Below are 23,179 nucleotides of genomic sequence, written 5' to 3'. Positions count from 1 at the left end.
AGTCAGCATTGTTTCTTATTTTATGCCTTTGTTCTATTAAAAACGACAAATGTAAATAAATAATGTTATTTGTGTAATTAAGATCACTAATACGTTCTGCTTTTTTCGAGAATTTCAGTCTGTTGTTCCATGATGAATGCTACCGTTAAGGCTGTTCAGTGTTATTATAGACCTAGAGCTAATTTTTAGATTTTATATGAAGGGGTAGCCACATGATTATCGTCACTGGCGGTGCGGGTTTTATCGGCAGCAATATTGTTAAAGCATTAAATGATGAAGGTTATACTGATATCTTAGTTGTTGATAACCTTAAAGATGGTACCAAATTTGTGAATTTGGTTGATCTAAATATCACTGATTACATGGATAAAGAAGATTTTATTGCAAGCATTGTTGCTGGTGATGATTTCGGTGATATTGATGCGGTTTTCCATGAAGGTGCTTGCTCTTCTACGACTGAGTGGGATGGCAAATATATGATGGATAACAACTATCAATATTCTAAAGAGCTACTTCATTTTTGTCTTGAACGCCAAATTCCTTTCTTATATGCCTCTTCTGCTGCAACTTATGGTGGTCGTACAGATAACTTTATCGAAGATAGAAAATATGAAGCGCCTTTAAATGTCTACGGCTATTCAAAATTCTTATTCGATGAATATGTACGCCAGATTTTACCTGAAGCAGATTCAATGATTTGTGGCTTCCGTTATTTTAATGTTTATGGCCCCCGTGAAGGACATAAAGGTGGTATGGCGAGTGTTGCATTCCATTTAAATAACCAAGTCAATGCGGGTCAAAATCCAAAATTATTTGAAGGTAGCGAAACCTTCCAACGCGACTTTATTTACGTTGGAGATGTGGCTGCGGTTAATTTATGGTTCTGGCGCAATAATGTATCAGGTATTTTTAACTGTGGTACAGGTCGAGCTGAATCATTCCAAGCTGTTGCCGATGCTGTTATTGCTCATCATAAAGATAAAGATCTCTCTATCGAACATATTGAGTTCCCTGAGAAATTGAAAGGTCGTTACCAAGCCTTTACTCAAGCTGACCTGACAAATTTACGTAAAGCAGGTTATTCCGCACCTTTTAAAACAGTTGCTGAAGGCGTAGAGCTTTATATGCAATGGTTAAATCAAGGTAAGTAATCACTGTTTATGAAAATCTTTGTGGTAGGGCCTTCATGGGTCGGGGATATGATGATGTCCCAAAGTCTTTATCGTACATTGAAAGCATTACATCCTGCGGCAACGATTGATGTGATGGCACCTGCTTGGTGCCGTCCATTACTCGAAAAAATGCCAGAAGTTGATAATGCAATCCCGATGCCATTAGGTCATGGGGCTTTAGCCATTGGTGAACGTCGCCGTTTAGGAAAACAATTAAAAGAGAATGGTTACACACACGCTTACGTATTACCTAACTCGTTAAAATCTGCCTTAGTCCCTTTCTTTGCAGATATTCCTAAGCGCACTGGTTGGCGTGGAGAGATGCGTTATGGTCTATTAAATGATTTGCGACCTTTAAATAAAGATGCATTTCCTTTGATGGTTGAACGCTATGTTGCGCTCGCTTATGACAAGCAAAAAGTCCAAAAAGCGACTGATTTACCGCAACCTTTGTTATGGCCTAAGTTATCAGTTACCGAAAATGATATTGCTACCACATTAAGTCAATTTTCATTATCGACTCAACGCCCTGCTATTGGTTTTTGCCCTGGAGCTGAATTTGGCCCCGCAAAACGTTGGCCTCATTATCATTACGCCGCTTTAGCACAGAAACTGATTGAGCAAGGTTATCAGATCTTCTTGTTTGGCTCTAAAAAAGATAAAGAAGCAGGCGAAGAGATAAAACAAACCTTAACGCCAGAAGCACGTGAAGCCTGTTTTAATCTTGCTGGCGAAACCAGTCTTGAGCAGGCAGTTAATTTGATTGCATCTTGTAAAGCTGTGGTCAGTAATGACTCTGGTTTAATGCATGTTGCTGCCGCGTTAGAGCGTCCGTTAGTGGCGCTTTATGGCCCAAGTAGCCCTGACTTTACACCACCGTTATCACATAAAGCACGCGTGATCCGTTTAATTACGGGTTATCACAAAGTGCGTAAAGGGGATGCTGAACAAGGCTATCACCAAAGCTTAATCGATATTCAGCCAGAGAAGGTTTTTGCTGAATTAGCAAATTTACTGTCAACGGAGCCATCAGCGTGAAGCGGGTATTAATTGTTAAAACCTCTTCTATGGGCGATGTGTTACATACATTGCCAGCATTAACTGATGCAATAAATGTTTATCCTGATATTCGTTTTGATTGGGCCGTCGAAGAAGGTTTTGCACAGATCCCAAGCTGGCATCAAGCCGTTGATAGAGTTATTCCTGTAGCAATACGCCGTTGGCGAAAAAACTGGTTTAGTGCACCTATTCGTGCTGAGCGCGCACAATTTCGTCACGCTATTCAAAACCATCACTATGATGCCGTTATTGATGCACAAGGTTTACTAAAAAGTGCATTTTTGGTTACTCGATACGCCAAAGGCACTAAGCACGGTTATTCTCGTCAATGTTCCCGAGAGCCTTTAGCGAGTTTCTTTTACGATATTCGCCACAATGTCAGTAAAGAGATGCACGCCGTTGAGCGAATTCGTCAACTGTTTGCTTTAAGCTTAAATTATCCGACCCCACAATCTCAGGGTGATTATGGAATTGCACAGCATTTCCTCTCACTGCCATCCTTTGATAAACGCCCTTATTTAGTCTTTTTACACGCAACTACGCGTGATGAGAAACATTGGCCAGAATCCCATTGGCGAGAGTTAATTGCACTGCTTGCAGATTCCGGAGTACGCATTAAATTACCTTGGGGTGCAGAGCATGAGCATCAACGTGCAATACGTTTAGCAAGAGATTTTGACTATGTTGATGTGTTACCGAAGATGTCACTAGCCCAAGTGGCTCAGGTTATTGCTGGAGCTAAAAGCGTCGTTTCTGTGGATACGGGATTAAGCCATTTAACGGCTGCATTAGATAAACCCAATATCACTTTATTTGGCCCTACCGATCCCGGCTTAATTGGCGGTTACGGTAAAGCCCAAACGGCTGTAAAAGCAGAAGGTGGGGATATTGGGGAGATAAGCGCGCAAAAAATACTCAACATTCTCGATATTTAGCCTTATTAAACCCTAAAAGTTATTAGTCTTTTAGGGTTTGATTAACCGCACTAAAGACTTCATCAACCGAAATAAGATCCATTGATGCTTGTATTCCCTCATCTGGGTTAGGTCTCTTATTGATAATGGTATGCAAATGAAGATCTTGATAAGGCCCTGTCCATTTAGGGTTTGCTGTCGCAAATAAACTTACTGTCGGGCGTTGTAGTGTGATCGCTAAATGTAGAGGCCCTGTATCCCCTGTGACTAATACATCCATTATCTTTATTTGACTTAACAAATCAGGCAATGAAGTTTTACCCACTAGATTTTCAATATTGTTATGATATTTTTTTGGCAACAATACAAAAAACTCTTCTGGTAATTCTAATTCTCTGGGTGAACCAATTAACTTAATCTGTATTGATGGTTTACTCTCAATAAGCTTTTGCGCTAATTCAACAAAATATTTTACTGGCCATCTACGTTCTTGCGTTGATGCCCCCATCTGAAATCCAACAATATGATAGTGTCCTTTATCTAATTGTTCTATTTCACAAGGAATTTCCATTCTTGTATCAGAACTATCTATTCCTAAATAACGAATAATATTAAGTTTACTTTGGACAACATGACAATTAGGAGGTTGATACTCAGCAATAATCCATTTCTGAAACCATTTAGGAATAACATGAAAAGTATTACGCAATATATACTGACAACCTGCCACTACTGCAAACAGCACATCATAAGGAAGATGAGAATGGAGAATAACCGCTAATTCAGGTTTATATTTTTTAGCCTGTAAAGCAATAGGAAGTAGATTTTTTATCTTATTATCCCAATAAACTACGCTATCTATTTGGTCATAGTTTTCAACTAATAACCTATTCTTCTCACTTGAAACCAATGTAATATGTGCATCAGGATAGTGAGCTCGGATCGCTCTTATTGCTGGGGTATTAAACATAAAATCTCCCAGCGCGGTCGTAGAAAAAATAAGAATACTGTTAAATTGAATATCAGATGAAAATGTATCCGTTTTTTTCATCTTGCCAAAAAGTGGGTTATAAATATTTAGGAAGTTATGTACCCATTTTAATTTCTTCAACTTCATCTTATTTTGCCTGTACTTGATTTTGATAATACTCAGCTAACGTCATTCCATGCACTTTATCTGATAAGAAGCTAAATAAAGTTTCTAAGTCGTTATATAACCCTTCAATATCTTTTTCGGTACGAAAGGTTGGACTACCACCCGGCATAAATTCAGAGGAGTGCAACATAAATTCAATATGAGAGTGACCTTGAGCTAAAGATTTTTCAGCAACATCAATCATCTGTTGAGCATTGCCACCTTTAGGGCGGAGCCAATTCACTGAAGGCGCACGTTGCTTACCTCTCAATTTATCGTAGCCTTGCTTAATTTTATTCATAAAAGGTGAGTGCTTATATTGGATACTCATTGGCACTTCTAGCAACGAAGAATTACCTGGTTTAGTGATATCCTGCAAGTCCATAAAATAAGCATGACTTGGAAAATCGGTGTAATTTGTTCCACCGGATTGTGCGGGATCACCTTTAGTAAATCGCCAATCCACTTTAGGTGTCACAGAACAATCGACTTGGTAACCAAACTCAACCAAAAGTTGTGCATAAGTTTCGTTAAAAGCCCAACGACCCGCACGATGACTTAACATTTTGGTTTGCAGTTTATCTTCAAGTAACTGTGTCATTAATGCGATTTTCTCTCGCATTTGATCTTTGGGATATTCAATTAAATAAGGCTGATAATGTAAATCGTTGTCCGTTAAAGGTGTAATTGGTGGGCTATTCCAAGCATGTAAGTGCATACCAATTTCGCCCGTATTACGTGCAATAACATCACGAGCAAACTCAATATAGGCATCATCCATAACCATTTCATAGTTTGTTAACCAAACAGGTTTAAAATTAAAGCGCTCACAAAGTTGCTGAAAACGGGGAAGAAAGTGCGTATTTCGAGTGGTAATATCACGTTCATTTTCCCAAAGATTATCGCCTTCGGTATCTAATGTGATAATAAATGCTGGTTTAGTCATGCATTCCCCGCCAACTGATGGATTATAGGTTCATAATTGAATAAATTATTCTATGTTACGCAGTAGGAAACATCTATTCAATCAATATAAATACAGTATGGTAGATGCATTCCGTGGATTTGTTTACAATTAGAGTATCTCATTCAAGCTAAAGTAATTATGACAAATATAAATCAATCATTTAATAGAATACTGGTTATTAAACTCCAACATCATGGAGATATGTTATTAACGACACCCGTTATATGCTCATTAAAATCAGCTTATCCTAATGCGATGATTGATGTTTTATTATACAAAGAAACATTACCTATGCTTGAGCACAACCCATTAATCAATAATATTTTTTATCTTGATCGTAATTGGAAACATCAAGGTAAGTTGACTCGATTAAAAAAAGAGTGGGAACTTGGCCGAACATTACAAAAACAGCAGTACGACTTAGTGGTAAACTTAGCTGATCAATGGAAAGCAGCCATTTTTGCTTTACTTACCAAAGCAAAAACACGTTTAGGCTTTGAATTTGAAAAGCGTAAAGACAGCCAATTTTGGCAAACGTGCCATAACATCATTATTTCTACAGCAGATCATGGACAACTGCACACTGTTGAACAAAATCTGAGTATCCTGACACCACTTAATATTCCTATTATTTCGGATGTTATGATGGCTTATAGCGAAGCAGACAAACAGTGGTTAACTGAGACTATTGAAAAATATCATCTCCCTAAAAACTATATCGTTATACAACCAACATCTCGCTGGTTTTTCAAATGCTGGAATGAGGATAAAATGGCGACTTTGATTACACAACTTCAGCAAAGCCATTATTCTGTTGTTTTAACCTCAGGCCCAGAGAAAAAAGAATTGGAGATGATAGAAACTATTTTGGCACAATGTCCAAATAAAGAAGCTATAACGGTCTTAGCAGGCCAAACCTCTTTATCTCAATTAGCGGTATTAATTGATAATGCAGGGCTTTTTATTGGTGTTGATTCTGTTGCAATGCATATGGCTGCAGCATTAAAAACCCCTTTAGTTGCTCTTTTTGGTCCTTCTAAACTTGAGCATTGGCATCCTTGGCAAGCGATAGGCGAAACAATATGGGCTGGTGATTATGACGATATTCCACACCCAGATCATATAAAAACAGACACTCAACAACGCTATCTTTCCGCTATTCCTGTTGATGTAGTTTACAACACAGCTATAAGGCACTTATCTTAATGAATCACCCATTACGACTCGCCATTGTTCGACAAAAGTATCGTCCTGATGGTGGTGCTGAGCGCTTTATTGCCCGTGCATTAGATGCATTATCAAACGATGATCTTGAACTCAATGTGATCACTCGAGAATGGCAAGGTGATACCAATCCAGATTGGCATATTCACTTATGTAACCCACGAAAGTTAGGCAGAATTAGTCGAGAGTCAGGCTTCGCTAAGGCGGCAAGAGCGTGTTGGCAAGAAAATCATTTTGATATTGTTCAAAGTCATGAACGTATCGCAGGTTGTGATATTTTTCGGGCAGGTGATGGTGTGCACCGCCGATGGTTATTACAACGTCAACGAATATTGCCAAATTGGAAAGGTCGCTGGTTATTTTATGATAGATACCATCGCTATGTTATGAATGCAGAAAAGCAAATGTATGCTGATCCTGCATTAAAACAAGTTATTTGTAACTCACAGATGGTTAAAAATGAAATTATTGAGGATTTTGGCCTATCTGCCGATAAAATATCTGTTATTTATAACGCAATTGATCATAATGCTTTCGTACCTGCGACAAATTCTCAAAAATACGCATTAAAAACACAATATAATATTCCACAAGATGTGCCTTGCTTTATTTATGTAGGATCTGGCTTTGAACGTAAAGGATTAGCAGCTGCTATTTCAGCAATAGCAAAAACATCGGCTATATTGTTAGTTGTTGGAAGTGATAAAAATCAGCGAAGATACGAACAATTCGCGACACAATTAGGTTGTGAGCAACGTATTTTCTTTTTAGGTATGCAGAAAAAAACACTCGATTTTTATCAAATAGCGGATGCATTGTTGCTTCCTACTCTTTACGATCCTTTCCCTAATGTTATTCTTGAGGCATTATCGTGCGGTTTACCGGTGATCACCTCAACAACTTGTGGTGGCGCGGAATTTATTCAAAATGGTAAAAATGGATTTGTTTGTGATGCATTAGATATTTCAGCATTAACTGATGCAATTGTGCAGATCCCCCAAAATACAGCGTGGACTGAAATGTCACAGGTAGCGAGAGAGACTATCCTTCCCTATACGCCACAACGATTATCAGGCGAGCTTATTTCACTTTATAAACGGATATTAGCCTTGTGAGTCAACAACATATACTTTTTATTATTGATGGATTACCCGGTGGTGGCGCTGAAAATGTTACACTCAGGCTAGCCAACGGTTTTCATCAGGCTGGATACCAAGTCACATTGTTATCCTTACATAATAAATTAGCGTATGAACTACCTGATTTTATTGATTATATTGTTGATCATGATGACTATCGTGGTATCTTCAGAAAATTAACCGAAATACCTCGTAGAGCAAAATCACTTGATAATGTACTTATAAAGCTTTTTGCTAAGAAAGGACGTCCTGCGCTTGTTCTTTCTAATCTACACAAAACAGACCGTATTGTTTGCCGATCCAAACAACTAAAAAGCTGTAATGTTTGGTACTGTATTCATGGCATTTACTCTCAATCTTATCTTGGGAATAAATCTGGCTTTTCATATTGGTTGAAAAAAACCAAAATTCAGCGTGTTTATAAAGATAAAAATCTCGTTTGTGTATCTAACGCTGTTAAAGATGACTTAATAAATACAATTGACATTCGTGCTCACCAACTAAAGACCATCTATAACCCTTTTAATATTGAAGAAATACAGCAAAGAGCCACCCTTCCGAATGTATTTACTCAGCAAGAGTATATTTTACATGTTGGACGATTACATGAAGTTAAAAGGCAAGACAGATTAATTGAAGCCTTTGCGAAAGCGGATTTGCCTTGCCAATTAATCCTTTTAGGTGAAGGAACACCTGCCATTAAACAAAAATTAGAAGCACAAATAAAACAACTCAATCTAACACAGAAGGTTGTACTTGCTGGCTTTATCTCTAATCCGCTCCCTGCCATCAAAGATGCGAAGGTAGTCGCATTAAGTTCTGATAGCGAAGGACTTCCTACTGTATTAATTGAAGCTTTAATTTGTGGAACTCCTATCGTCAGTACTCAATGCCCAGGTGGAGTCAGCGAAATTATGACTGACGCGCTTTCTGATTATCTTTCTACAATGGATAGTGATTCTCTCGCTGAGAAACTTCGTTTCGCGTATTATTCACCACCTCAAATATTGCCATCATCCTATGCAAAATTTGAACTAAACCATATTTTAAAGCAGTATATCGCTTTAATTCCTTAATCCGCGCCTACTTGTTTTACACACTTTCTACCACACAGTGTGATACTATAAGCGTTCGTCCAGATAAGTGAATTTGATAGCATGTTGTTGCGTTTATATCAGGTACTTCTTTACCTTATTCAACCTCTGATTTGGTTACGTCTTTTATTACGTAGCCGTAAAGCACCCGCCTACCGTAAACGGTGGGGAGAGCGCTATGGCTTTTGCAAAGGCAAAGTTGTGCCTCAAGGGATATTATTACATTCCGTTTCTGTCGGTGAAACACTCGCCGCCGTGCCACTTGTTCGCGCCCTTCGCCATCACTATCCCGATTTGCCTATAACAGTCACAACCATGACACCAACAGGCTCAGAACGTGTACGTTCTGCATTTGGTGATGATGTTTACCATGTCTATCTTCCTTATGATTTACCGGGTTCAGTTAATCGTTTTCTTAAAGCGGTTGATCCGAAATTGGTGATCATTATGGAAACCGAACTATGGCCTAATCTGATTTCAAAACTGCATCAACGAAAAATCCCATTGATTATCGCCAATGCACGTTTATCAGAACGCTCTGCGGCGGGTTATCAGAAATTAGGTAGTTTCGTTAAAACAATGCTCCAAAAAATCACCTTAATTGCGGCTCAAAACCAAGAAGATGGTGAGCGTTTTATTGAATTAGGGCTTAAACGTTCACATTTACATGTAACAGGCAGTCTAAAATTTGATATTTCTGTCACCCCTGAGTTAGCAGCAAGAGCCGTTGCTTTGCGTCGCCAATGGGCTGCTCATCGCCCCGTTTGGATTGCAACCAGTACCCATGAAGGTGAAGAAACCATTATCTTAGAGACACATAAAAAGCTACTGACACAATTTCCACAGCTTTTGTTAATTTTAGTTCCTCGACACCCAGAGCGTTTCCCTAAAGCGGAGCAATTAACACGCGAAGCAGCGTTAAAGTATACCTTACGCAGTACTGATGCTGTTCCTGATGCACAGACCCAAGTCGTGATAGGTGATACCATGGGCGAATTGATGTTGCTCTATGGTATTGCTGATCTGGCTTTTGTAGGGGGAAGTTTAGTCGAACGTGGTGGTCATAATCCTTTAGAGGCCGCAGCTCATGCTATCCCGGTTATTATGGGGCCTCATACTTTTAATTTTAAAAATATCTGTGCCAAGCTCGATCAAGCTGAAGGGTTAATTACTGTTACAGACAGTGAATCGATGGCAACTGCTATTGCTTCATTGCTTAATGATGAAGATTATCGCCGTTACTATGGTCGTCATGCTGTTGAAGTGCTTCATGAAAACCAAGGTGCATTGTTGCGTTTACTCACCCTACTTTCACCTTACCTTCCCCCTCGGAGTCACTGATGAGCCAATGCAAGCGCCTTTCTGTCGTGATGATCAGTAAAAATGCTGCTGATGTCATTGGTGAATGTTTAGACTCCGTACAATGGGCTGATGAAATCATTGTATTAGATTCAGGTAGCCAAGATAACACCTGTCGTATTGCGGCAGAAAAAGGGGCAAAAGTCTTTGTAAATAGTGAATGGCCGGGATTTGGTAAACAACGCCAATTGGCACAGCAATATGCCACGGGTGATTATATTTTTATGATTGATAGTGATGAACGTATCACACCTGAACTCAAAACTAGTATCCTGGCGGTATTGCAACAACCTGAAGAAAATGTGGTCTATAACTGTGCTCGCCGTAACTTATTTATGGGCCGATTTATGAAACACAGTGGTTGGTATCCCGATAAAGTGACCCGTTTATATGCTCGTGAACGTTATCAATATAACAATAATTTAGTTCATGAATCGTTAGAAACACAGGGCGCAACAGTCAAAACATTGCAAGGCGATCTCTTGCATCTTACCTGTCGTGATTTAATGGAATTTCAGCAAAAACAGCTAAAATATGCCACCGAATGGGCTAAAGAGCGCCATCAACAAGGTAAAAAAACCAGTTATGGCTCCATCTTAACTCATACGTTAGGTGCCTTTTTTAAGACTTGGTTGTTAAGAATGGGCTTTTTAGACGGGAAACAGGGATTAGTACTGGCATTTGTTAATGCACAGTATACCTTTAATAAATACGCTTCTTTATGGGAACTCAGCCAGAAGACGACCAATCATGAAAAATAAAGCTATCTACCCCGGAACCTTTGATCCTATCACTTATGGCCATATTGATATATTAACTCGTGCAGCAGGTATGTTTGATACCGTTTTATTAGCCATTGCTGATAGTGCCCGTAAAAATCCGATGTTTACCTTAGAAGAGAGAGTTAATTTAGCCAGAGAGGTGACGAGCCATTTACCGAATGTTGAAGTGGTGGGTTTTAGTGAGCTGATGGCAAATTTTGCCAAACAGCAACAAGCCACTATTTTAATTCGTGGCGTTCGTAGCGTTTCTGACTTTGAATATGAATGGCAACTTGCCAATATGAACCGTCACTTTGCACCTGATCTTGATAGTGTTTTTTTACTGCCTTCTCAAAATCTTTCCTTTGTTTCTTCATCTTTAATTAAAGATGTGGCGCGCCATGACGGTGATGTTTCTACATTTTTACCTGAAGTGGTAACCGCAGCAATGCTGAAAAAGTTAGGTAAAATTTAGCTCTCATTCTCACTATGTTGGCAATGTCGGCAGAAAAAGGTGCTACGTTGCCCTTGTTTAATACTTTCAATCAGTTGTCCGCAAATCAAACAAGGTTTATCTTTACGCCCATAAACAAAGAGTTCTTGAGCAAAATATCCCGGCTTGCCATCAGACTGTAAGAAGTCTTTTAGTGTTGTACCACCTTGCTCAATGGAGCGCATCAATACTCGTTTAATCGCAGTCACCAGTACCGTACACTCTTCTTGCGTTAAGCTATTGGCTTTTCTATCAGGCATAATGCCCGATGAAAATAGCGCCTCGTTAGCATAAATATTACCAACACCAACAACTAATTTATTATCCATTAACCACGGTTTAATGGCTGTTTTTTTATTTTTTGACTGCTGATATAGATATTCTGCGTTAAATTCATCAGAAAGTGGCTCTGGCCCTAAATGGGCTAATACAGAACTAGTTGCTAAATCTTCACACCACAGCCAAGCACCAAAGCGTCGTGGATCGGTATAACGCAATACTTTGCCATCACGAAAAATTAAATCGATATGATCATGTTTCTCTTCAGGTTGTTCTTCTAATAGAATACGAACACTCCCTGACATTCCTAAATGGATAATAATCCACCCTGTATTAAGTTCTATTAACAAGTACTTAGCGCGACGCTTTACACTTAAAATAGGCTCATCCAGTAAAGTCTTTATTTTCTCTGACACAGGCCAACGTAATTTACTATTGCGCACAATGGCATAGTGCAACACATTGCCCACAAGATGAGGTTCAATACCTCGGCGACTGGTTTCAACTTCTGGCAATTCAGGCACAGGTGGCTCCATTATTATCAGATAAGAGATACAGCGATAACATCATTTTTATTGTATGATCAGCATCCCCAAAAGTAGAAAGGACGATAGCAGATTATTATGATGTTGTTTAAAGACTATAGTAAAAAATCCCTTTGGAATTTATCCATTATTGGGCTTTACATTATATTGATCTACTTACCGGATATCACCCGTTATAAAAATATTGTGATGGGACTAATCGGTGCAACAGCACTGTGGTATCTGGTACGTGATTTTAAAACTATCTGTAAAATTTTTAAAAATAATCTGGCCTTCTCGCTACTGTTTTTATTACTGACTATTGGTTATTCCATACTAATCTCAGTTGATCCAAATATCAGCATCAAAGAGATTAATAAACCCATTTTAAATGGCTTACTGCTTTTTGCTATTACCTTTCCGATTGTATTATATAAAGAAAAACCAACTGATATTGCCAAAATGGTGATGGTAGCTTTTGTGATTGGGTTGTTGGTAATTATGGCTAAGGAACTGGTGCAGTATTATTTAGAATATTCAAAAGGGATCTCACCATTTACAACTACTAGTCAGAAAATACATCGAGAAATATCTTATTCTTTACTATTTTATTTCTCTATCATTTTAAGTTTATGGTCATTGAAAAGTACTCATATTACATTAAATTTATTTTTTACTTTTATTCTTATTTTATTCCTATTTCTAATACTTGGAACTTTGGCTAGAGGAGCATGGATCACATTTATTTTTATAACAGGAATAATATTAATAACAAATAAACAATGGTGTATTATAACACTAAGTCTTATCACCTGTATTTCAGGTTTTTTTATTATAACTAAAATAGAGCCAAACAAATTTATAGATAAAAAACTACAATATAAATTAACACAAACTAATAGCGGATTTCGTTTTGATAATGGCACCCAAGGCTCAGCGTTAGATCTTATTTTTGAACAACCGATAAAAGGCTATGGCTATGGTAATCAGCTTTACCATAATGTCTATAATGAGCGCGTTAAAGATTATCCAAAATGGAAATTTAAAAAATCCATTGGTCCCCATAACGTCTTTTTAGCTTTTTGGTTTGCTGGCGGTATTTTGGGGTTATTTAGTATTCTTTATTTTTGCTCTTCGATAATTGCCCAAGGTATCCAATTAATAAGAAAAAACCAAGGGGTTATTCGTCAAGCTTCTCTGGTATTACTGATGTCATTTTTAGGAGTCTATGTACTGCGAGGATTATTTGAGAATGCCTATATCAATCAGGTGGGTATTTTAGTGGGATTAATGTTGGCATTACGCCACTCACTACTAAATTATCAATCAATAACGTCATTAGATAAACAATAATAGGTTACTTAATTAACTTTTCTATTGTTTTCAATATAATCTCTGCCCGCTTATCCCAGTTATAATAGTTTTCAACCAGAGAGCGGGCATGGGTTGTTTTTTCTTTGGCTCGCTGCGGGTTTTCTCTTAGCTGTATTATCTGTTTTGCAAAACTCTGCGCATCACCACTATCGGCAAAACTCACCGCTTTCTCATCCACAACATCACGAATTGAAGGAAAATCTGAAATTACTACAGGCTTTTCCATCGCCATATATTCAAATAACTTAAGTGGTGAAGTGTAACGACTTCCAATACTCGTTAATGTAAGCGGAAGTACACAGATATCGTGTTGACCAATTGCTTCAAAGCGTTTTTTGGGATCAATAAACCCCAAGAAATTTACTTTATCTTTTACATCCATTTCTTGAGCTAATAAGGTTAACCCTTCAATCTGTTCAGGTGTACCACCCGCAATATTAAGCCTTGCATTATCAAGGTATTTCATTGCTCGCATCATGGTTGGGATACCTTTCCATTTATGCAAGCTCCCTAAATACAATACCTCAGTAAAGCTTTTCTCAGATATTGGTGATTTAACTTGGTAATCAGCCACTGCATGTAAATCCACACCATCAGGAACGACAGTTATTGGTGTAACAACTTGATACTGTGAAACAATATCATCTCTTAATAATGAAGTAAGAACAAAAATCCCAGTCGCTTGGCTATAAACTAATTTCTCCATTTTTAATAGCTTATGGTATTTTGCACGATTCTTTTTTTTCTCAAATGAATGAGACTCAGCAAAAGATTGAGCAAAAATTTCATGGCTTTCAAAAAAGAGGGGGATTTCTGGATAATTTTCACAAAGATAACACGCTAGCTTTAAGTTACGGGTAAACAACGCATCCACATCATTTTGCTTTATCCAACGAGCAATTTGTAATGAGAAAAGTTTTTGTGAATTAAATGGAAAATACCATTTACGTCGAATATCTCTTAAAGCAACTAAACTCGCATTAGTGTGAATTGAACGACCTAATATATCGCTATCTTGATATTGTCCTTTTGGTGTGACTAAAGTGACTTCTGCACCCGCTCGAGCAAATGCATCCACATTTTGCAAGATTTGCAAGGAAGCAACACGTAAGTCAGGCACCGGGTAAGGATCAAGATAGGCAATCTTCATTATTATGACGCCAATGCCTGTAATAAACGTTGCGCAGAATGTTGCCAAGTATAACGCGTCTCTATACGCAAACGTGCATTCTCACCCATGGCTTTTCCTCTATCGGGTAATTGGCGAAGATGATTAATCGCCATTACAATTTCATCTGCATTGCCAGGGGCTACCAACAATCCCGCAGTGCCTTCATTACCGACAACTTCAGGGATCCCCCCGATATGGCTCGCAATCACTGGTTTGGCGCATGCCATCGCTTCTGCAATCGTAATACCGAAGGCTTCATCTCCAGTACTCGGGAAAATACCCACATCACTTGCCGCATAAAATTCCGGTAATACGTTATGCTCGACAGGCTGATGAAAAATGACTTGCTCTGCAACACCTTTAGAAATCGCTTTCTTTTTTAATCGTTCAAGATCATCACCTGCACCGATAATCAGAAGTTTAACATCTTCACCTTTTAACTGCTCTATGGCATCAATTGCGACACTCAAGCCTTTCCAACCCACTAACCGCCCAGCAAATGAGAGTAAAAAAGTAGACTCATTGATCCCTAATTGCTCACGCAACGAGGTAGTCATAGGTTTAAATTTTTCAATATCCACACCATTATAAATCACACTAGGGAATTGTTTAAAATGATGTTGGATTTGCCAAGCATTAAAGTGACTACATGCAACCCATGCCGAAATCTTTTTACCTAACCTACGATCGCCTTTGAAAAAACTGGTGCCCCCACTCATATAACAAAAACGCGTTGGAGATGATTTAGGCATCATAGATGGCCAAAAAAAGTCAAAAGGCTTCGTTAAAATAACCCAATCAAAATTTTGACTGATAACATCTTTTTTAGCGTGTCGTGCAAAAGTGTAGCGCTCAACAATACGACGAAAACGTCCACCAAGATCAATCACTTTATCTCTTGGTGTATAAGGGTAAGTGTGAATTTGTATTTGGCGTCCTGCCAGATTGTGTCGGATATCGCCATTGCCACCATAAAGATGAACTTCATGCCCAGCATCATGCAATTGCTTAGCCAGTTCCCAAACCGCTGTTTGGATCCCGCCATAAGACATGGTGATTGTGACATCAATTATACCGATCTTCATGGATTACTTTTTCACCTTCATTCCATTCATGATATTACTCACTGCATTCCACACATTCTCAACTGAGATTTCAGCCATATTATCTTCACGGCGTGCTTTTTCTAATGGTGTAGGGTGTTGGATAACCTGACAACAAGAATGTTGTATAGGGGCTAAATAGCACCCGGGATGATAGCTATGATATAGCGCCACCATCGGGATATCTAAAGCACCGGCTAAATGTGTAGGACCAGTATCAACACCAACATAAAGCGATAAATTTGCCATAATTGCCGCATTTTGACGCATTGAAACACGCCCTGCTAAGGCTAAACATCGCTCTTCACCTATTTTTTTAGCTAAATCAACAGATAATTGCGCACTTTCCTTACCACCTAATAGCAAAAAATACGTACTCGCGTCATGGGTAATAATCTGCTTTGCTAATTGCAGAAAGTTCTCCACTGGCCAATCTCGATAGGCTTTAGCGGGAAAGCTTTGTAACTGAAAACCAATAATATTCTTATTAATTAATGAATTACCTTTCAAAAACTGTTGTGCAAAAGTCACTTCTTCCTCACTGATAAAGTAACGTAATTGCCAACAACTCGGATAAATCCCTAATGCATTAATTAATAAGGCACGCTCTTTTTGTGCAACCATCGGCGACTTGGGGCGCGCAACCCAAGTCGTATTGCCTTGCTGCTCAGATATGTCAGCAAAAGCAACGGTATGATGAGATTGGCGACGAGCATAGTTCACTAATTCACGATCATTACCGTATACCAAAGCCAAATCATAAGGTTTGTTCGGTAACCAACCTGACCAAACAGCGCGCTTTTTAGAAAAATGTCTAACACTATTAATATCAGGATTATGCTCAAGAATGCATGCACTACGCTTATGTGCAAATACATCAATATGAGCATTGGGCCAACGCTGTTTTAAGGCATGAATAACGGGGGTGATAAGTAATGTATCACCAAAACGCGCTACCGCTATAACCAATATATTTTTTGGATCCATATGCTTTTTATTTGGCTTAAATGATACATTTACTTCTCAGACTATACACTAAAAAGTATTACAAATATTCATCAATAAGATGAATACACCAAGTTGATAATAGAGATAATCGTTTCAAAACTTTATTATCAGCATTAATCATACTGACTTATTTTTATCGTTGATTGCCTGAATAAAGATCCTTTCCATCTTATCTAACATATTATCCAAACCAAATCGTGAAACAGCGTGTTCAAGCGCTGCTTTTCCCATCTGCTCACGTAATTCATCTGAGCGCATTAATTTGGCTAAATGACTTGTTAATGTTTCTTGTACCTGTGGTACTAATGTAAATCCTGTTTTACCATCAATAACGGCTTCGCTAATCGCGCCAACCGTAGTCGATACAACAGGCAAACCACACGCCATTGCCTGCATAATACCTTGCGGCACACCTTCATTACCAAAAGATGGTAACGCAAAGAGATCCATTGCATTTAAACAATCAGGCACATCATTACGATTACCAAGGAAGAAAATGCTTTGTTCTAATTCTGCCTCTTTAACCATCGGTTCTAAATTTTTACGTTGAGGCCCATCACCAACAAAAATTAATTGCCAATCAGGAAACCGCTGATGTAATGATTTCCATGCTTCTACTAAATATTTATGTCCTTTCCACACTCGCATAGTTGCAACAATACCTAATGTCGGTTTATTCGGTATTCCAATTTTTTCTCTAGCTTGTTGTTTGTTTTGTGGATAAAAACGTTGCAGATCAATTCCCGTAGGCACTGATGTCATTTTTTCTAATGGAAATTTATTATGCTGATGGAGAGTCTGGCGTAATTTTTCCCCTGTTGTCACAACATGGGTACTGGACGAAAGATAAAGCCATCGAGTTGGTAATGAACGTGAAACATCTGTAGAAACATGGCGAGTTCGAACGACCACAGGAGAATGACGTAATGTGGCACAAGAAGCAGCGACTAACCATGCATCAGTGGAACTATGAGTATTGATAACATCAAATTGGTGGCGATGTAATTTCAGCCATTGGCGAAGTGCTTTTAATGCTGAACCACGTTTTTTTTCAATGGGTAAAGTGAAAACCTCAATACCATAATCAGGCGCGGCCTTGGCAATTTTGGATGTAGGGCAACACACTAATGCAACTCGATGCCCTCTGCGGATCATACCTTGAGATTCCGTCAGTATACGGATTTCCTGACCACCCCATCCACAAGATGATTCTGTATGTAATATTGATAATACTGACTTACTCATCCGCAATCCATTTATCTGATGATTTAAAAAGAGCCATAGTATAACTAAAGAGTAAGCTAAGATCACAATAGCTTTACTTTGTTATACTTAGCAGGCTCCAGATAACAAAAAACCCGACACTAAGGTCGGGTTTTTTAAGAAAACTAAAATTATTTAATTTTAGCTTCTTTATAAAGCACATGTTGACGAACAACTGGATCGAATTTTTTCATTTCCAGTTTTTCTGGCATAGTGCGTTTGTTCTTCGTAGTGGTATAGAAGTGACCTGTACCAGCAGAAGAAACGAGTTTAATTTTCTCGCGAATACCTTTAGCCATTTTTCAGCTCCTTAGAACTTCTCACCACGGGCACGTAAATCTGCTAATACAGATTCGATGCCTTTCTTATCAATCACACGCATACCTTTAGCAGATACACGCAGAGTTACGAAACGTTTCTCAGACTCAACCCAGAAACGGTGAGAGTGCAGGTTTGGCAGAAAACGGCGTTTAGTCGCGTTTAATGCGTGAGAGCGGTTGTTTCCACTCACAGGACGCTTGCCGGTAACTTGGCAGACTCGGGACATGTCTATTCTCCAAAAATCTAATCAGCTCGAGCTTTAATATCAGGTTTGACCGCCTCGTCAGGCTTTGGAGCCCATCTCAGCAACTTTTAACGATTGAAAAACTGTGTAAACACCTCAGAAAAAACTTGCTGAGATAGGCTCTTCTCGCCAAACCCAAGATCCTCAAAGGTGGCGTAGTATACGCCCAATGGCCTCAACGCTCAAGACCCGTACAAATAAAGATTGACAATAATTACAAAAATATTTGCTACAACCAACCTCGTTCTGCGAAAGAAACACAATTATCATGCCCTATCACAAGGTGATCGAGTACATTTACACCCACTAATTGGCAAGCAGTAAAAATTTTTTCTGTTATTACTTTATCTGCGAGACTTGGTTCGCAAATACCAGAAGGGTGATTATGAGCAAGAATGATAGATGTTGCATTCTTTTTTATTGATTGACGGACAATTTCTCTAGGATGAACCTCTACTCTGTTAATTGTTCCTTTAAACATCTCTTCAAATGCAATCAATTGATTTTGATTATCGAGAAACAGTACCACAAACACTTCTCTGTCTCGCCAATGCAATAATTTTTGTAAGTAATACTTTGTATCTTCTGAAGAAGATAATACATTTTTATACATAAATTGTGTTGTAGAAAAGCGCTGTGCCATTTCATTAATCGCTTGTAGCTGGGTAAACTTTCCTACACCAACACCTTTAAAACGCCCTAAGGTTTCATAATCAGCATTAATAACATGATAAAGAGAACCACACTCTTTCAGTAAAAACGCTGCCAGTTCTAATACAGATTTTTCATAAGTGCCTGTGCGTAAAAAGAGCGCCAATAACTCAATATCAGTGAGTGATTCAACGCCATAAAGTAATAATTTTTCTCTAGGTAAAAGTTCACTAACCGATTGATTTTCCATCCGTGGACTCCTTAATTAAGTAAAGGCAGTGGTATTAATGATCTATTTTATCTATTTACATAAACATTAGGATTTAGGTGAAACATCACTCATCATTAAATGCTAATCGTAAAACAACTGTTGTTTTATACAGTTAATTTACTATAAACTGCTAATCTTGTATAAAAAAGACACATATAAAATTTATGCGAGATGAATCGCAAAAATTTAATCTATAAAACATGAAGTTACATAGAATTCCGAATTCACAATGACCTTGTGGTAAAATTACGGGCAATTATTTATGTACTTAGGCATTTCATCATGACTACACTTCACGACAAAAAGATTATTCTTGGTATCAGTGGTGGTATTGCGGCCTATAAAGCACCTGAACTTGTACGCCGTTTACGTGAGAAAGGGGCAATTGTGCGAGTTGTAATGACACCCGCAGCTCATGCATTTGTGACACCTTTATCACTACAAGCTGTTTCTGGTTTTCCTGTTGCGGATGATTTACTTGATCCAGCTGCAGAAGCCGCTATGGGGCATATTGAATTAGGTAAATGGGCTGATTTAATTCTACTTGCACCTGCTACTGCCGATCTTATTGCGCGTTTACGAGTGGGTATGGCAAATGATTTACTTACCACACTCTGTTTAGCGAGTAGTGCACCTATCGCTATTGCGCCAGCAATGAATCAGCAAATGTACAGAGCCACGATTACACAAGAAAATTTATCCGCTTTAGAACAACGAGGCTGTTTAATTTGGGGGCCTGACTCAGGTAGCCAAGCTTGTGGTGATGTAGGACCGGGACGAATGTTAGATCCTTTAGCTCTTGTCGCATTAGCTGAAAAACAACTTGCTTTACAGCCACAAGATTTTGCAGGTAAAAAAATTACGATAACCGCAGGTCCGACTCGTGAAGCCTTAGATCCAGTGCGTTTTATCAGTAATCATAGCTCCGGGAAAATGGGATTTGCGATTGCACAAGCGGCCGCATTACGTGGAGCTGATGTCACACTTATCGCAGGGCCTGTCACATTACCGACACCCGCTTGTGTTAAACGTATTGACGTTGAAAGCGCACAAGAAATGTATGAACAAGTGATGCTAATCGCACCTTCACAAGATATTTTTATTGGTTGTGCGGCGGTTGCAGATTACCGCGCTAAACTTATCGCGACTGAAAAAATAAAAAAACAAGGTGATGAAGTCACCATCACTATGGTAAAAAACCCCGACATTGTCGCGAGTGTCGGAAAAATGATTGAACACCGTCCTTTTGTTGTTGGATTTGCAGCCGAAACCCAGAATGTGGAAGAATATGCCCGCAAAAAACGAGAACAAAAGCAACTCGATTTAATCTGTGCCAATGATGTTTCAATAGAAAATCAAGGCTTTAACAGTGACAATAATGCATTACACCTTATTTGGGCTAATGGAGAAGTGCGCTTACCACACAGTAGTAAAGCACAACTTAGCCATCGCCTACTTGACGAGATAGCCAAACATTATGATGAAAAAAATTGATGTTAAAATCCTTGATGCACGTATTGGTCAAGAATATCCACTTCCTGCTTATGCCACGACAGGCTCTGCTGGTTTAGATTTACGCGCTTGCCTTGATGCACCATTAGTTCTTGAACCAGGGCAAACCGAATTATTACCTACAGGTCTTGCTGTACATATTGCCGATGAAGGATTAGCAGCAATGGTACTTCCTCGCTCAGGTTTAGGCCATAAACACGGTGTTGTATTAGGTAACTTAGTTGGGCTGATTGATTCCGATTACCAAGGTCAACTGATGGTATCTGTTTGGAATCGTGGTCAAACAGCATTTACCATCGAACCGGGTGAGCGTATTGCTCAAATGATTATCGTACCCGTCGTTCAAGCTGAATTTAATATTGTTGAAGATTTTACCGCAACGGAACGTGGTAGCGGTGGCTTTGGTCACTCCGGCCGCCAATAATAAATACGTCTTGCATTAATTATATCAATGACGATATCACTCCCTTTGCACTAAAAAACCTTAGTGCAAAGGTTTACTGATTTGTTTTGCTTTTAGCAGGGGCCTTATCAGTCATGGCAGAAGAAAAAGAAACCAAAAAGAAAAGAAATAGACGGGATGAAATCTTACAGTCACTTGCCCAAATGTTGGAATCAAGTGATGGTAGTCAGCGCATCACAACGGCAAAACTTGCCGCTACTGTTGGTGTATCTGAAGCCGCACTCTATCGACATTTTCCCAGTAAAACCAAAATGTTTGATAGCTTGATTGAGTTTATCGAAGATAGCTTAGTCTCCCGTATTAATTTGATTTTAAAAGACGAAAAAGAGGCTGTTGCAAGAATTCGCTTAATTCTTATCTTGATCCTCGGTTTTGCTGAGAAAAACCCGGGGCTATCTCGTATTTTGACTGGTCATGCATTGATGTTTGAACAAGACAGATTACAAGGGCGAATAAACCAGCTTTATGAGCGTATTGAGGTTCAACTACGACAAGTCATTAAAGAGCGTAAAATTCGTGAAGGTAGTGCTTTCTTGCATGATGAAGCATTACTTGCTTCACAACTACTCGCTTTTTGTGAAGGTATGTTAGCGCGCTTTGTACGCACAGAATTTCGCTATCAACCCACTCAAGAATTTGAAGCTCGCTGGCCATTAATTTTGGCACAGTTACAATGAAATGATGGACTCGTGATTTAACTCAACAATTTGAAATTTACAGCTATGCCGTTTTTTTCTTATTTGTGTTAACATGCGTCCTCTGGTACACAGTTACCTAAATGTATTTATCAGGAATGGCACTCGTGCACTTCCTACATTGTGGCATTAGCGACTCGCTTTGCCCCTGCTGTAAAAGTCCTTTTTATATTTCAATATCTGTGATAATTGTCGCAGAAGATTCATTGTACTACTCACCCCGCCCATAATTGGGCGAGGGCTTTTTTTTATCTCTAATCGACCAATTCGTTTATCGCGTATTCACTTTATTAATTCACGCCATAGCGCTCTCGATAAGCTTTAACCGCAGGTAAATGCTCAGACAATGTTTTATTCTCACTTAGATAACTAATTAAATCATCCAAGGTAATAATCGAATACACTTGGCATTGATAATCACGTTTTAACTCTTGTATTGCGGAAAGTTCTTCTCGCCCTTTCTCTTGTCTATCCAAACTTAATAACACAGCAGAAAGCGTTGCATCATGCTGTTTTATGATTTCCATTGATTCCCGAATTGCAGTACCTGCTGTAATGACATCATCGACAATCACAACATTACCTTTCAATGGGCTTCCTACTAATGTTCCTCCTTCACCATGATCTTTAGCCTCTTTACGATTAAAACAGTAAGGGATATCGATATCATGATGTTCAACCAATGCGACTGCCGTTGTGGTTGCAATAGGTATCCCTTTATAAGCGGGCCCAAACAGCACATCACAAGACACATTATTATCTAATAATGTTTGCGCATAGAACTGCCCCAGTAAAGCCAAATCACGCCCTGTATTAAATAAACCGGCATTAAAAAAGTAAGGACTCACCCTTCCTGATTTCAGTGTAAACTCACCAAATTTCAGGACATTTTTTGCTAATGCTAGTTCGATAAAGCGGCGTTGGTAGGCTTTCATTTCTTTCTCCTCTCTACGTTACTTGATGACAAATTTTAGGCATAAAAA

24 protein-coding genes are annotated in these 23,179 nt (G+C 38.8%); 13 read left to right on the top strand and 11 right to left on the bottom strand.

What is annotated here, in order from left to right:
• Positions 1 to 212 precede the first annotated feature (212 nt).
• The 3 genes from rfaD to rfaC are packed head-to-tail and all read left to right on the top strand — an operon-like array spanning position 213 to position 3,166.
• Complete coding sequence (gene rfaD, locus GTH25_RS00195) at positions 213 to 1,151, top strand: ADP-glyceromanno-heptose 6-epimerase (RefSeq protein WP_099659491.1); 939 nt, start codon at positions 213 to 215, stop codon at positions 1,149 to 1,151.
• Between the two features lie 9 nt (positions 1,152 to 1,160).
• Positions 1,161 to 2,210, top strand: a complete 1,050-nt coding sequence (gene rfaF / locus GTH25_RS00190; RefSeq protein WP_164530243.1) for an ADP-heptose--LPS heptosyltransferase RfaF — start codon at positions 1,161 to 1,163, stop codon at positions 2,208 to 2,210.
• A complete protein-coding gene (rfaC, locus tag GTH25_RS00185) occupies positions 2,207 to 3,166 on the top strand; it encodes a lipopolysaccharide heptosyltransferase RfaC (RefSeq protein ID WP_164530242.1) in 960 nt (319 codons plus the stop codon). The genes rfaF and rfaC overlap by 4 nt, the downstream gene beginning before the upstream one ends.
• Positions 3,167 to 3,188: 22 nt before the next feature.
• Here rfaC and GTH25_RS00180 read toward each other — a convergent pair whose 3' ends face one another.
• Together GTH25_RS00180 and GTH25_RS00175 are read right to left on the bottom strand one after the other, a co-directional pair.
• The gene (locus tag GTH25_RS00180) at positions 3,189 to 4,115 is read right to left on the bottom strand and encodes a glycosyltransferase family 9 protein (protein WP_238795297.1); all 927 of its coding nucleotides are present in this window, start codon (positions 4,113 to 4,115) and stop codon (positions 3,189 to 3,191) included.
• A 148-nt stretch (positions 4,116 to 4,263) separates the two neighbouring features.
• A complete protein-coding gene (locus tag GTH25_RS00175) occupies positions 4,264 to 5,226 on the bottom strand; it encodes a polysaccharide deacetylase family protein (RefSeq protein WP_164530240.1) in 963 nt (320 codons plus the stop codon).
• Positions 5,227 to 5,385: 159 nt separating this feature from the next.
• Between GTH25_RS00175 and rfaQ the strand changes: the two genes are divergently transcribed.
• From rfaQ to coaD, 6 genes are all read left to right on the top strand, one after another.
• Positions 5,386 to 6,453: a putative lipopolysaccharide heptosyltransferase III gene (gene rfaQ, locus GTH25_RS00170; RefSeq protein ID WP_159363666.1), complete on the top strand. Its 1,068-nt coding sequence runs from the start codon at positions 5,386 to 5,388 to the stop codon at positions 6,451 to 6,453.
• A complete protein-coding gene (locus GTH25_RS00165) occupies positions 6,453 to 7,586 on the top strand; it encodes a glycosyltransferase family 4 protein (protein ID WP_164530239.1) in 1,134 nt (377 codons plus the stop codon). The genes rfaQ and GTH25_RS00165 overlap by 1 nt, the downstream gene beginning before the upstream one ends.
• Positions 7,583 to 8,686: a glycosyltransferase gene (locus GTH25_RS00160; RefSeq protein ID WP_164530238.1), complete on the top strand. Its 1,104-nt coding sequence runs from the start codon at positions 7,583 to 7,585 to the stop codon at positions 8,684 to 8,686. Before GTH25_RS00165 ends, GTH25_RS00160 begins: the two co-directional genes overlap by 4 nt.
• A gap of 81 nt (positions 8,687 to 8,767) precedes the next feature.
• Complete coding sequence (waaA, locus tag GTH25_RS00155; protein WP_164530237.1) at positions 8,768 to 10,045, top strand: lipid IV(A) 3-deoxy-D-manno-octulosonic acid transferase; 1,278 nt, start codon at positions 8,768 to 8,770, stop codon at positions 10,043 to 10,045.
• Entirely contained in the window at positions 10,045 to 10,824 is a 780-nt protein-coding gene (locus tag GTH25_RS00150) for a glycosyltransferase family 2 protein (RefSeq protein WP_164530236.1), read from the top strand. The genes waaA and GTH25_RS00150 overlap by 1 nt, the downstream gene beginning before the upstream one ends.
• A complete protein-coding gene (gene coaD / locus GTH25_RS00145; RefSeq protein WP_164530235.1) occupies positions 10,814 to 11,299 on the top strand; it encodes a pantetheine-phosphate adenylyltransferase in 486 nt (161 codons plus the stop codon). The genes GTH25_RS00150 and coaD overlap by 11 nt, the downstream gene beginning before the upstream one ends.
• Here the strand turns inward: coaD and mutM are convergent.
• Positions 11,296 to 12,120 (bottom strand): bifunctional DNA-formamidopyrimidine glycosylase/DNA-(apurinic or apyrimidinic site) lyase, encoded by an 825-nt coding sequence (gene mutM / locus GTH25_RS00140; protein ID WP_156732946.1) that lies wholly within the window; start codon positions 12,118 to 12,120, stop codon positions 11,296 to 11,298. The genes coaD and mutM overlap by 4 nt on opposite strands.
• A 99-nt stretch (positions 12,121 to 12,219) precedes the next feature.
• On the opposite strand from mutM, the gene rfaL reads away from it, so the two are divergent.
• Positions 12,220 to 13,473, top strand: a complete 1,254-nt coding sequence (gene rfaL / locus GTH25_RS00135; protein ID WP_164530234.1) for an O-antigen ligase RfaL — start codon at positions 12,220 to 12,222, stop codon at positions 13,471 to 13,473.
• 4 nt (positions 13,474 to 13,477) lie between these two features.
• Here the strand turns inward: rfaL and GTH25_RS00130 are convergent, their stop codons facing one another.
• From GTH25_RS00130 to radC, 7 genes are all read right to left on the bottom strand, one after another.
• Positions 13,478 to 14,647, bottom strand: coding sequence for a glycosyltransferase family 4 protein (locus GTH25_RS00130; protein ID WP_099659564.1), 1,170 nt, complete (start codon positions 14,645 to 14,647; stop codon positions 13,478 to 13,480).
• Positions 14,647 to 15,750: a glycosyltransferase family 4 protein gene (locus GTH25_RS00125; protein ID WP_164530232.1), complete on the bottom strand. Its 1,104-nt coding sequence runs from the start codon at positions 15,748 to 15,750 to the stop codon at positions 14,647 to 14,649. The genes GTH25_RS00130 and GTH25_RS00125 overlap by 1 nt, the downstream gene beginning before the upstream one ends.
• 3 nt (positions 15,751 to 15,753) lie before the next feature.
• Positions 15,754 to 16,755: a glycosyltransferase family 9 protein gene (locus GTH25_RS00120; RefSeq protein ID WP_164530231.1), complete on the bottom strand. Its 1,002-nt coding sequence runs from the start codon at positions 16,753 to 16,755 to the stop codon at positions 15,754 to 15,756.
• A 138-nt stretch (positions 16,756 to 16,893) separates the two neighbouring features.
• Positions 16,894 to 18,021, bottom strand: a complete 1,128-nt coding sequence (locus tag GTH25_RS00115) for a glycosyltransferase family 4 protein (protein WP_164530230.1) — start codon at positions 18,019 to 18,021, stop codon at positions 16,894 to 16,896.
• A 149-nt stretch (positions 18,022 to 18,170) separates the two neighbouring features.
• Positions 18,171 to 18,338: a 50S ribosomal protein L33 gene (gene rpmG / locus GTH25_RS00110; protein ID WP_006534250.1), complete on the bottom strand. Its 168-nt coding sequence runs from the start codon at positions 18,336 to 18,338 to the stop codon at positions 18,171 to 18,173.
• Between the two features lie 11 nt (positions 18,339 to 18,349).
• Positions 18,350 to 18,586: a 50S ribosomal protein L28 gene (gene rpmB, locus GTH25_RS00105; protein WP_036914542.1), complete on the bottom strand. Its 237-nt coding sequence runs from the start codon at positions 18,584 to 18,586 to the stop codon at positions 18,350 to 18,352.
• A gap of 247 nt (positions 18,587 to 18,833) precedes the next feature.
• Entirely contained in the window at positions 18,834 to 19,505 is a 672-nt protein-coding gene (radC, locus tag GTH25_RS00095) for a RadC family protein (protein WP_075673253.1), read from the bottom strand.
• 303 nt (positions 19,506 to 19,808) lie between these two features.
• Between radC and coaBC the strand changes: the two genes are divergently transcribed.
• The 3 genes from coaBC (at position 19,809) to slmA (ending at position 22,178) form a co-directional block, all read left to right on the top strand.
• Positions 19,809 to 21,020: a bifunctional phosphopantothenoylcysteine decarboxylase/phosphopantothenate--cysteine ligase CoaBC gene (gene coaBC, locus GTH25_RS00090; RefSeq protein ID WP_164530229.1), complete on the top strand. Its 1,212-nt coding sequence runs from the start codon at positions 19,809 to 19,811 to the stop codon at positions 21,018 to 21,020.
• Entirely contained in the window at positions 21,004 to 21,462 is a 459-nt protein-coding gene (gene dut / locus GTH25_RS00085; protein ID WP_006534255.1) for a dUTP diphosphatase, read from the top strand. Before coaBC ends, dut begins: the two co-directional genes overlap by 17 nt.
• Before the next feature lie 113 nt (positions 21,463 to 21,575).
• Positions 21,576 to 22,178, top strand: a complete 603-nt coding sequence (gene slmA / locus GTH25_RS00080; protein WP_075673256.1) for a nucleoid occlusion factor SlmA — start codon at positions 21,576 to 21,578, stop codon at positions 22,176 to 22,178.
• 308 nt (positions 22,179 to 22,486) lie between these two features.
• Here slmA and pyrE read toward each other — a convergent pair whose 3' ends face one another.
• A complete protein-coding gene (gene pyrE, locus GTH25_RS00075) occupies positions 22,487 to 23,131 on the bottom strand; it encodes an orotate phosphoribosyltransferase (RefSeq protein ID WP_075673257.1) in 645 nt (214 codons plus the stop codon).
• Positions 23,132 to 23,179: the final 48 nt, after the last annotated feature.

This window comes from Proteus terrae subsp. cibarius (assembly GCF_011045835.1).
Classification (GTDB): Bacteria; Pseudomonadota; Gammaproteobacteria; order Enterobacterales; family Enterobacteriaceae; genus Proteus; species Proteus cibarius.
This window is presented reverse-complemented; position numbering and strand designations above follow the sequence as displayed.

Bases quoted from the DNA above. Each gene is read 5' to 3' on its own strand.
- GTH25_RS00150 (WP_164530236.1), top strand. From the start codon at position 10,045: ATGAGCCAATGCAAGCGCCTTTCTGTCGTGATGATCAGTAAAAATGCT.
- coaBC (WP_164530229.1), top strand. From the start codon at position 19,809: ATGACTACACTTCACGACAAAAAGATTATTCTTGGTATCAGTGGTGGT.
- radC (WP_075673253.1), bottom strand. From the start codon at position 19,505: ATGGAAAATCAATCGGTTAGTGAACTTTTACCTAGAGAAAAATTATTA.
- GTH25_RS00125 (WP_164530232.1), bottom strand. From the start codon at position 15,750: ATGAAGATCGGTATAATTGATGTCACAATCACCATGTCTTATGGCGGG.
- waaA (WP_164530237.1), top strand. From the start codon at position 8,768: ATGTTGTTGCGTTTATATCAGGTACTTCTTTACCTTATTCAACCTCTG.
- coaD (WP_164530235.1), top strand. From the start codon at position 10,814: ATGAAAAATAAAGCTATCTACCCCGGAACCTTTGATCCTATCACTTAT.
- slmA (WP_075673256.1), top strand. From the start codon at position 21,576: ATGGCAGAAGAAAAAGAAACCAAAAAGAAAAGAAATAGACGGGATGAA.
- GTH25_RS00180 (WP_238795297.1), bottom strand. From the start codon at position 4,115: ATGTTTAATACCCCAGCAATAAGAGCGATCCGAGCTCACTATCCTGAT.
- rfaF (WP_164530243.1), top strand. From the start codon at position 1,161: ATGAAAATCTTTGTGGTAGGGCCTTCATGGGTCGGGGATATGATGATG.
- pyrE (WP_075673257.1), bottom strand. From the start codon at position 23,131: ATGAAAGCCTACCAACGCCGCTTTATCGAACTAGCATTAGCAAAAAAT.
- GTH25_RS00165 (WP_164530239.1), top strand. From the start codon at position 6,453: ATGAATCACCCATTACGACTCGCCATTGTTCGACAAAAGTATCGTCCT.
- dut (WP_006534255.1), top strand. From the start codon at position 21,004: ATGATGAAAAAAATTGATGTTAAAATCCTTGATGCACGTATTGGTCAA.
- GTH25_RS00120 (WP_164530231.1), bottom strand. From the start codon at position 16,755: ATGGATCCAAAAAATATATTGGTTATAGCGGTAGCGCGTTTTGGTGAT.
- GTH25_RS00175 (WP_164530240.1), bottom strand. From the start codon at position 5,226: ATGACTAAACCAGCATTTATTATCACATTAGATACCGAAGGCGATAAT.
- rpmB (WP_036914542.1), bottom strand. From the start codon at position 18,586: ATGTCCCGAGTCTGCCAAGTTACCGGCAAGCGTCCTGTGAGTGGAAAC.
- rfaQ (WP_159363666.1), top strand. From the start codon at position 5,386: ATGACAAATATAAATCAATCATTTAATAGAATACTGGTTATTAAACTC.
- rpmG (WP_006534250.1), bottom strand. From the start codon at position 18,338: ATGGCTAAAGGTATTCGCGAGAAAATTAAACTCGTTTCTTCTGCTGGT.
- rfaL (WP_164530234.1), top strand. From the start codon at position 12,220: ATGATGTTGTTTAAAGACTATAGTAAAAAATCCCTTTGGAATTTATCC.
- rfaD (WP_099659491.1), top strand. From the start codon at position 213: ATGATTATCGTCACTGGCGGTGCGGGTTTTATCGGCAGCAATATTGTT.
- GTH25_RS00115 (WP_164530230.1), bottom strand. From the start codon at position 18,021: ATGAGTAAGTCAGTATTATCAATATTACATACAGAATCATCTTGTGGA.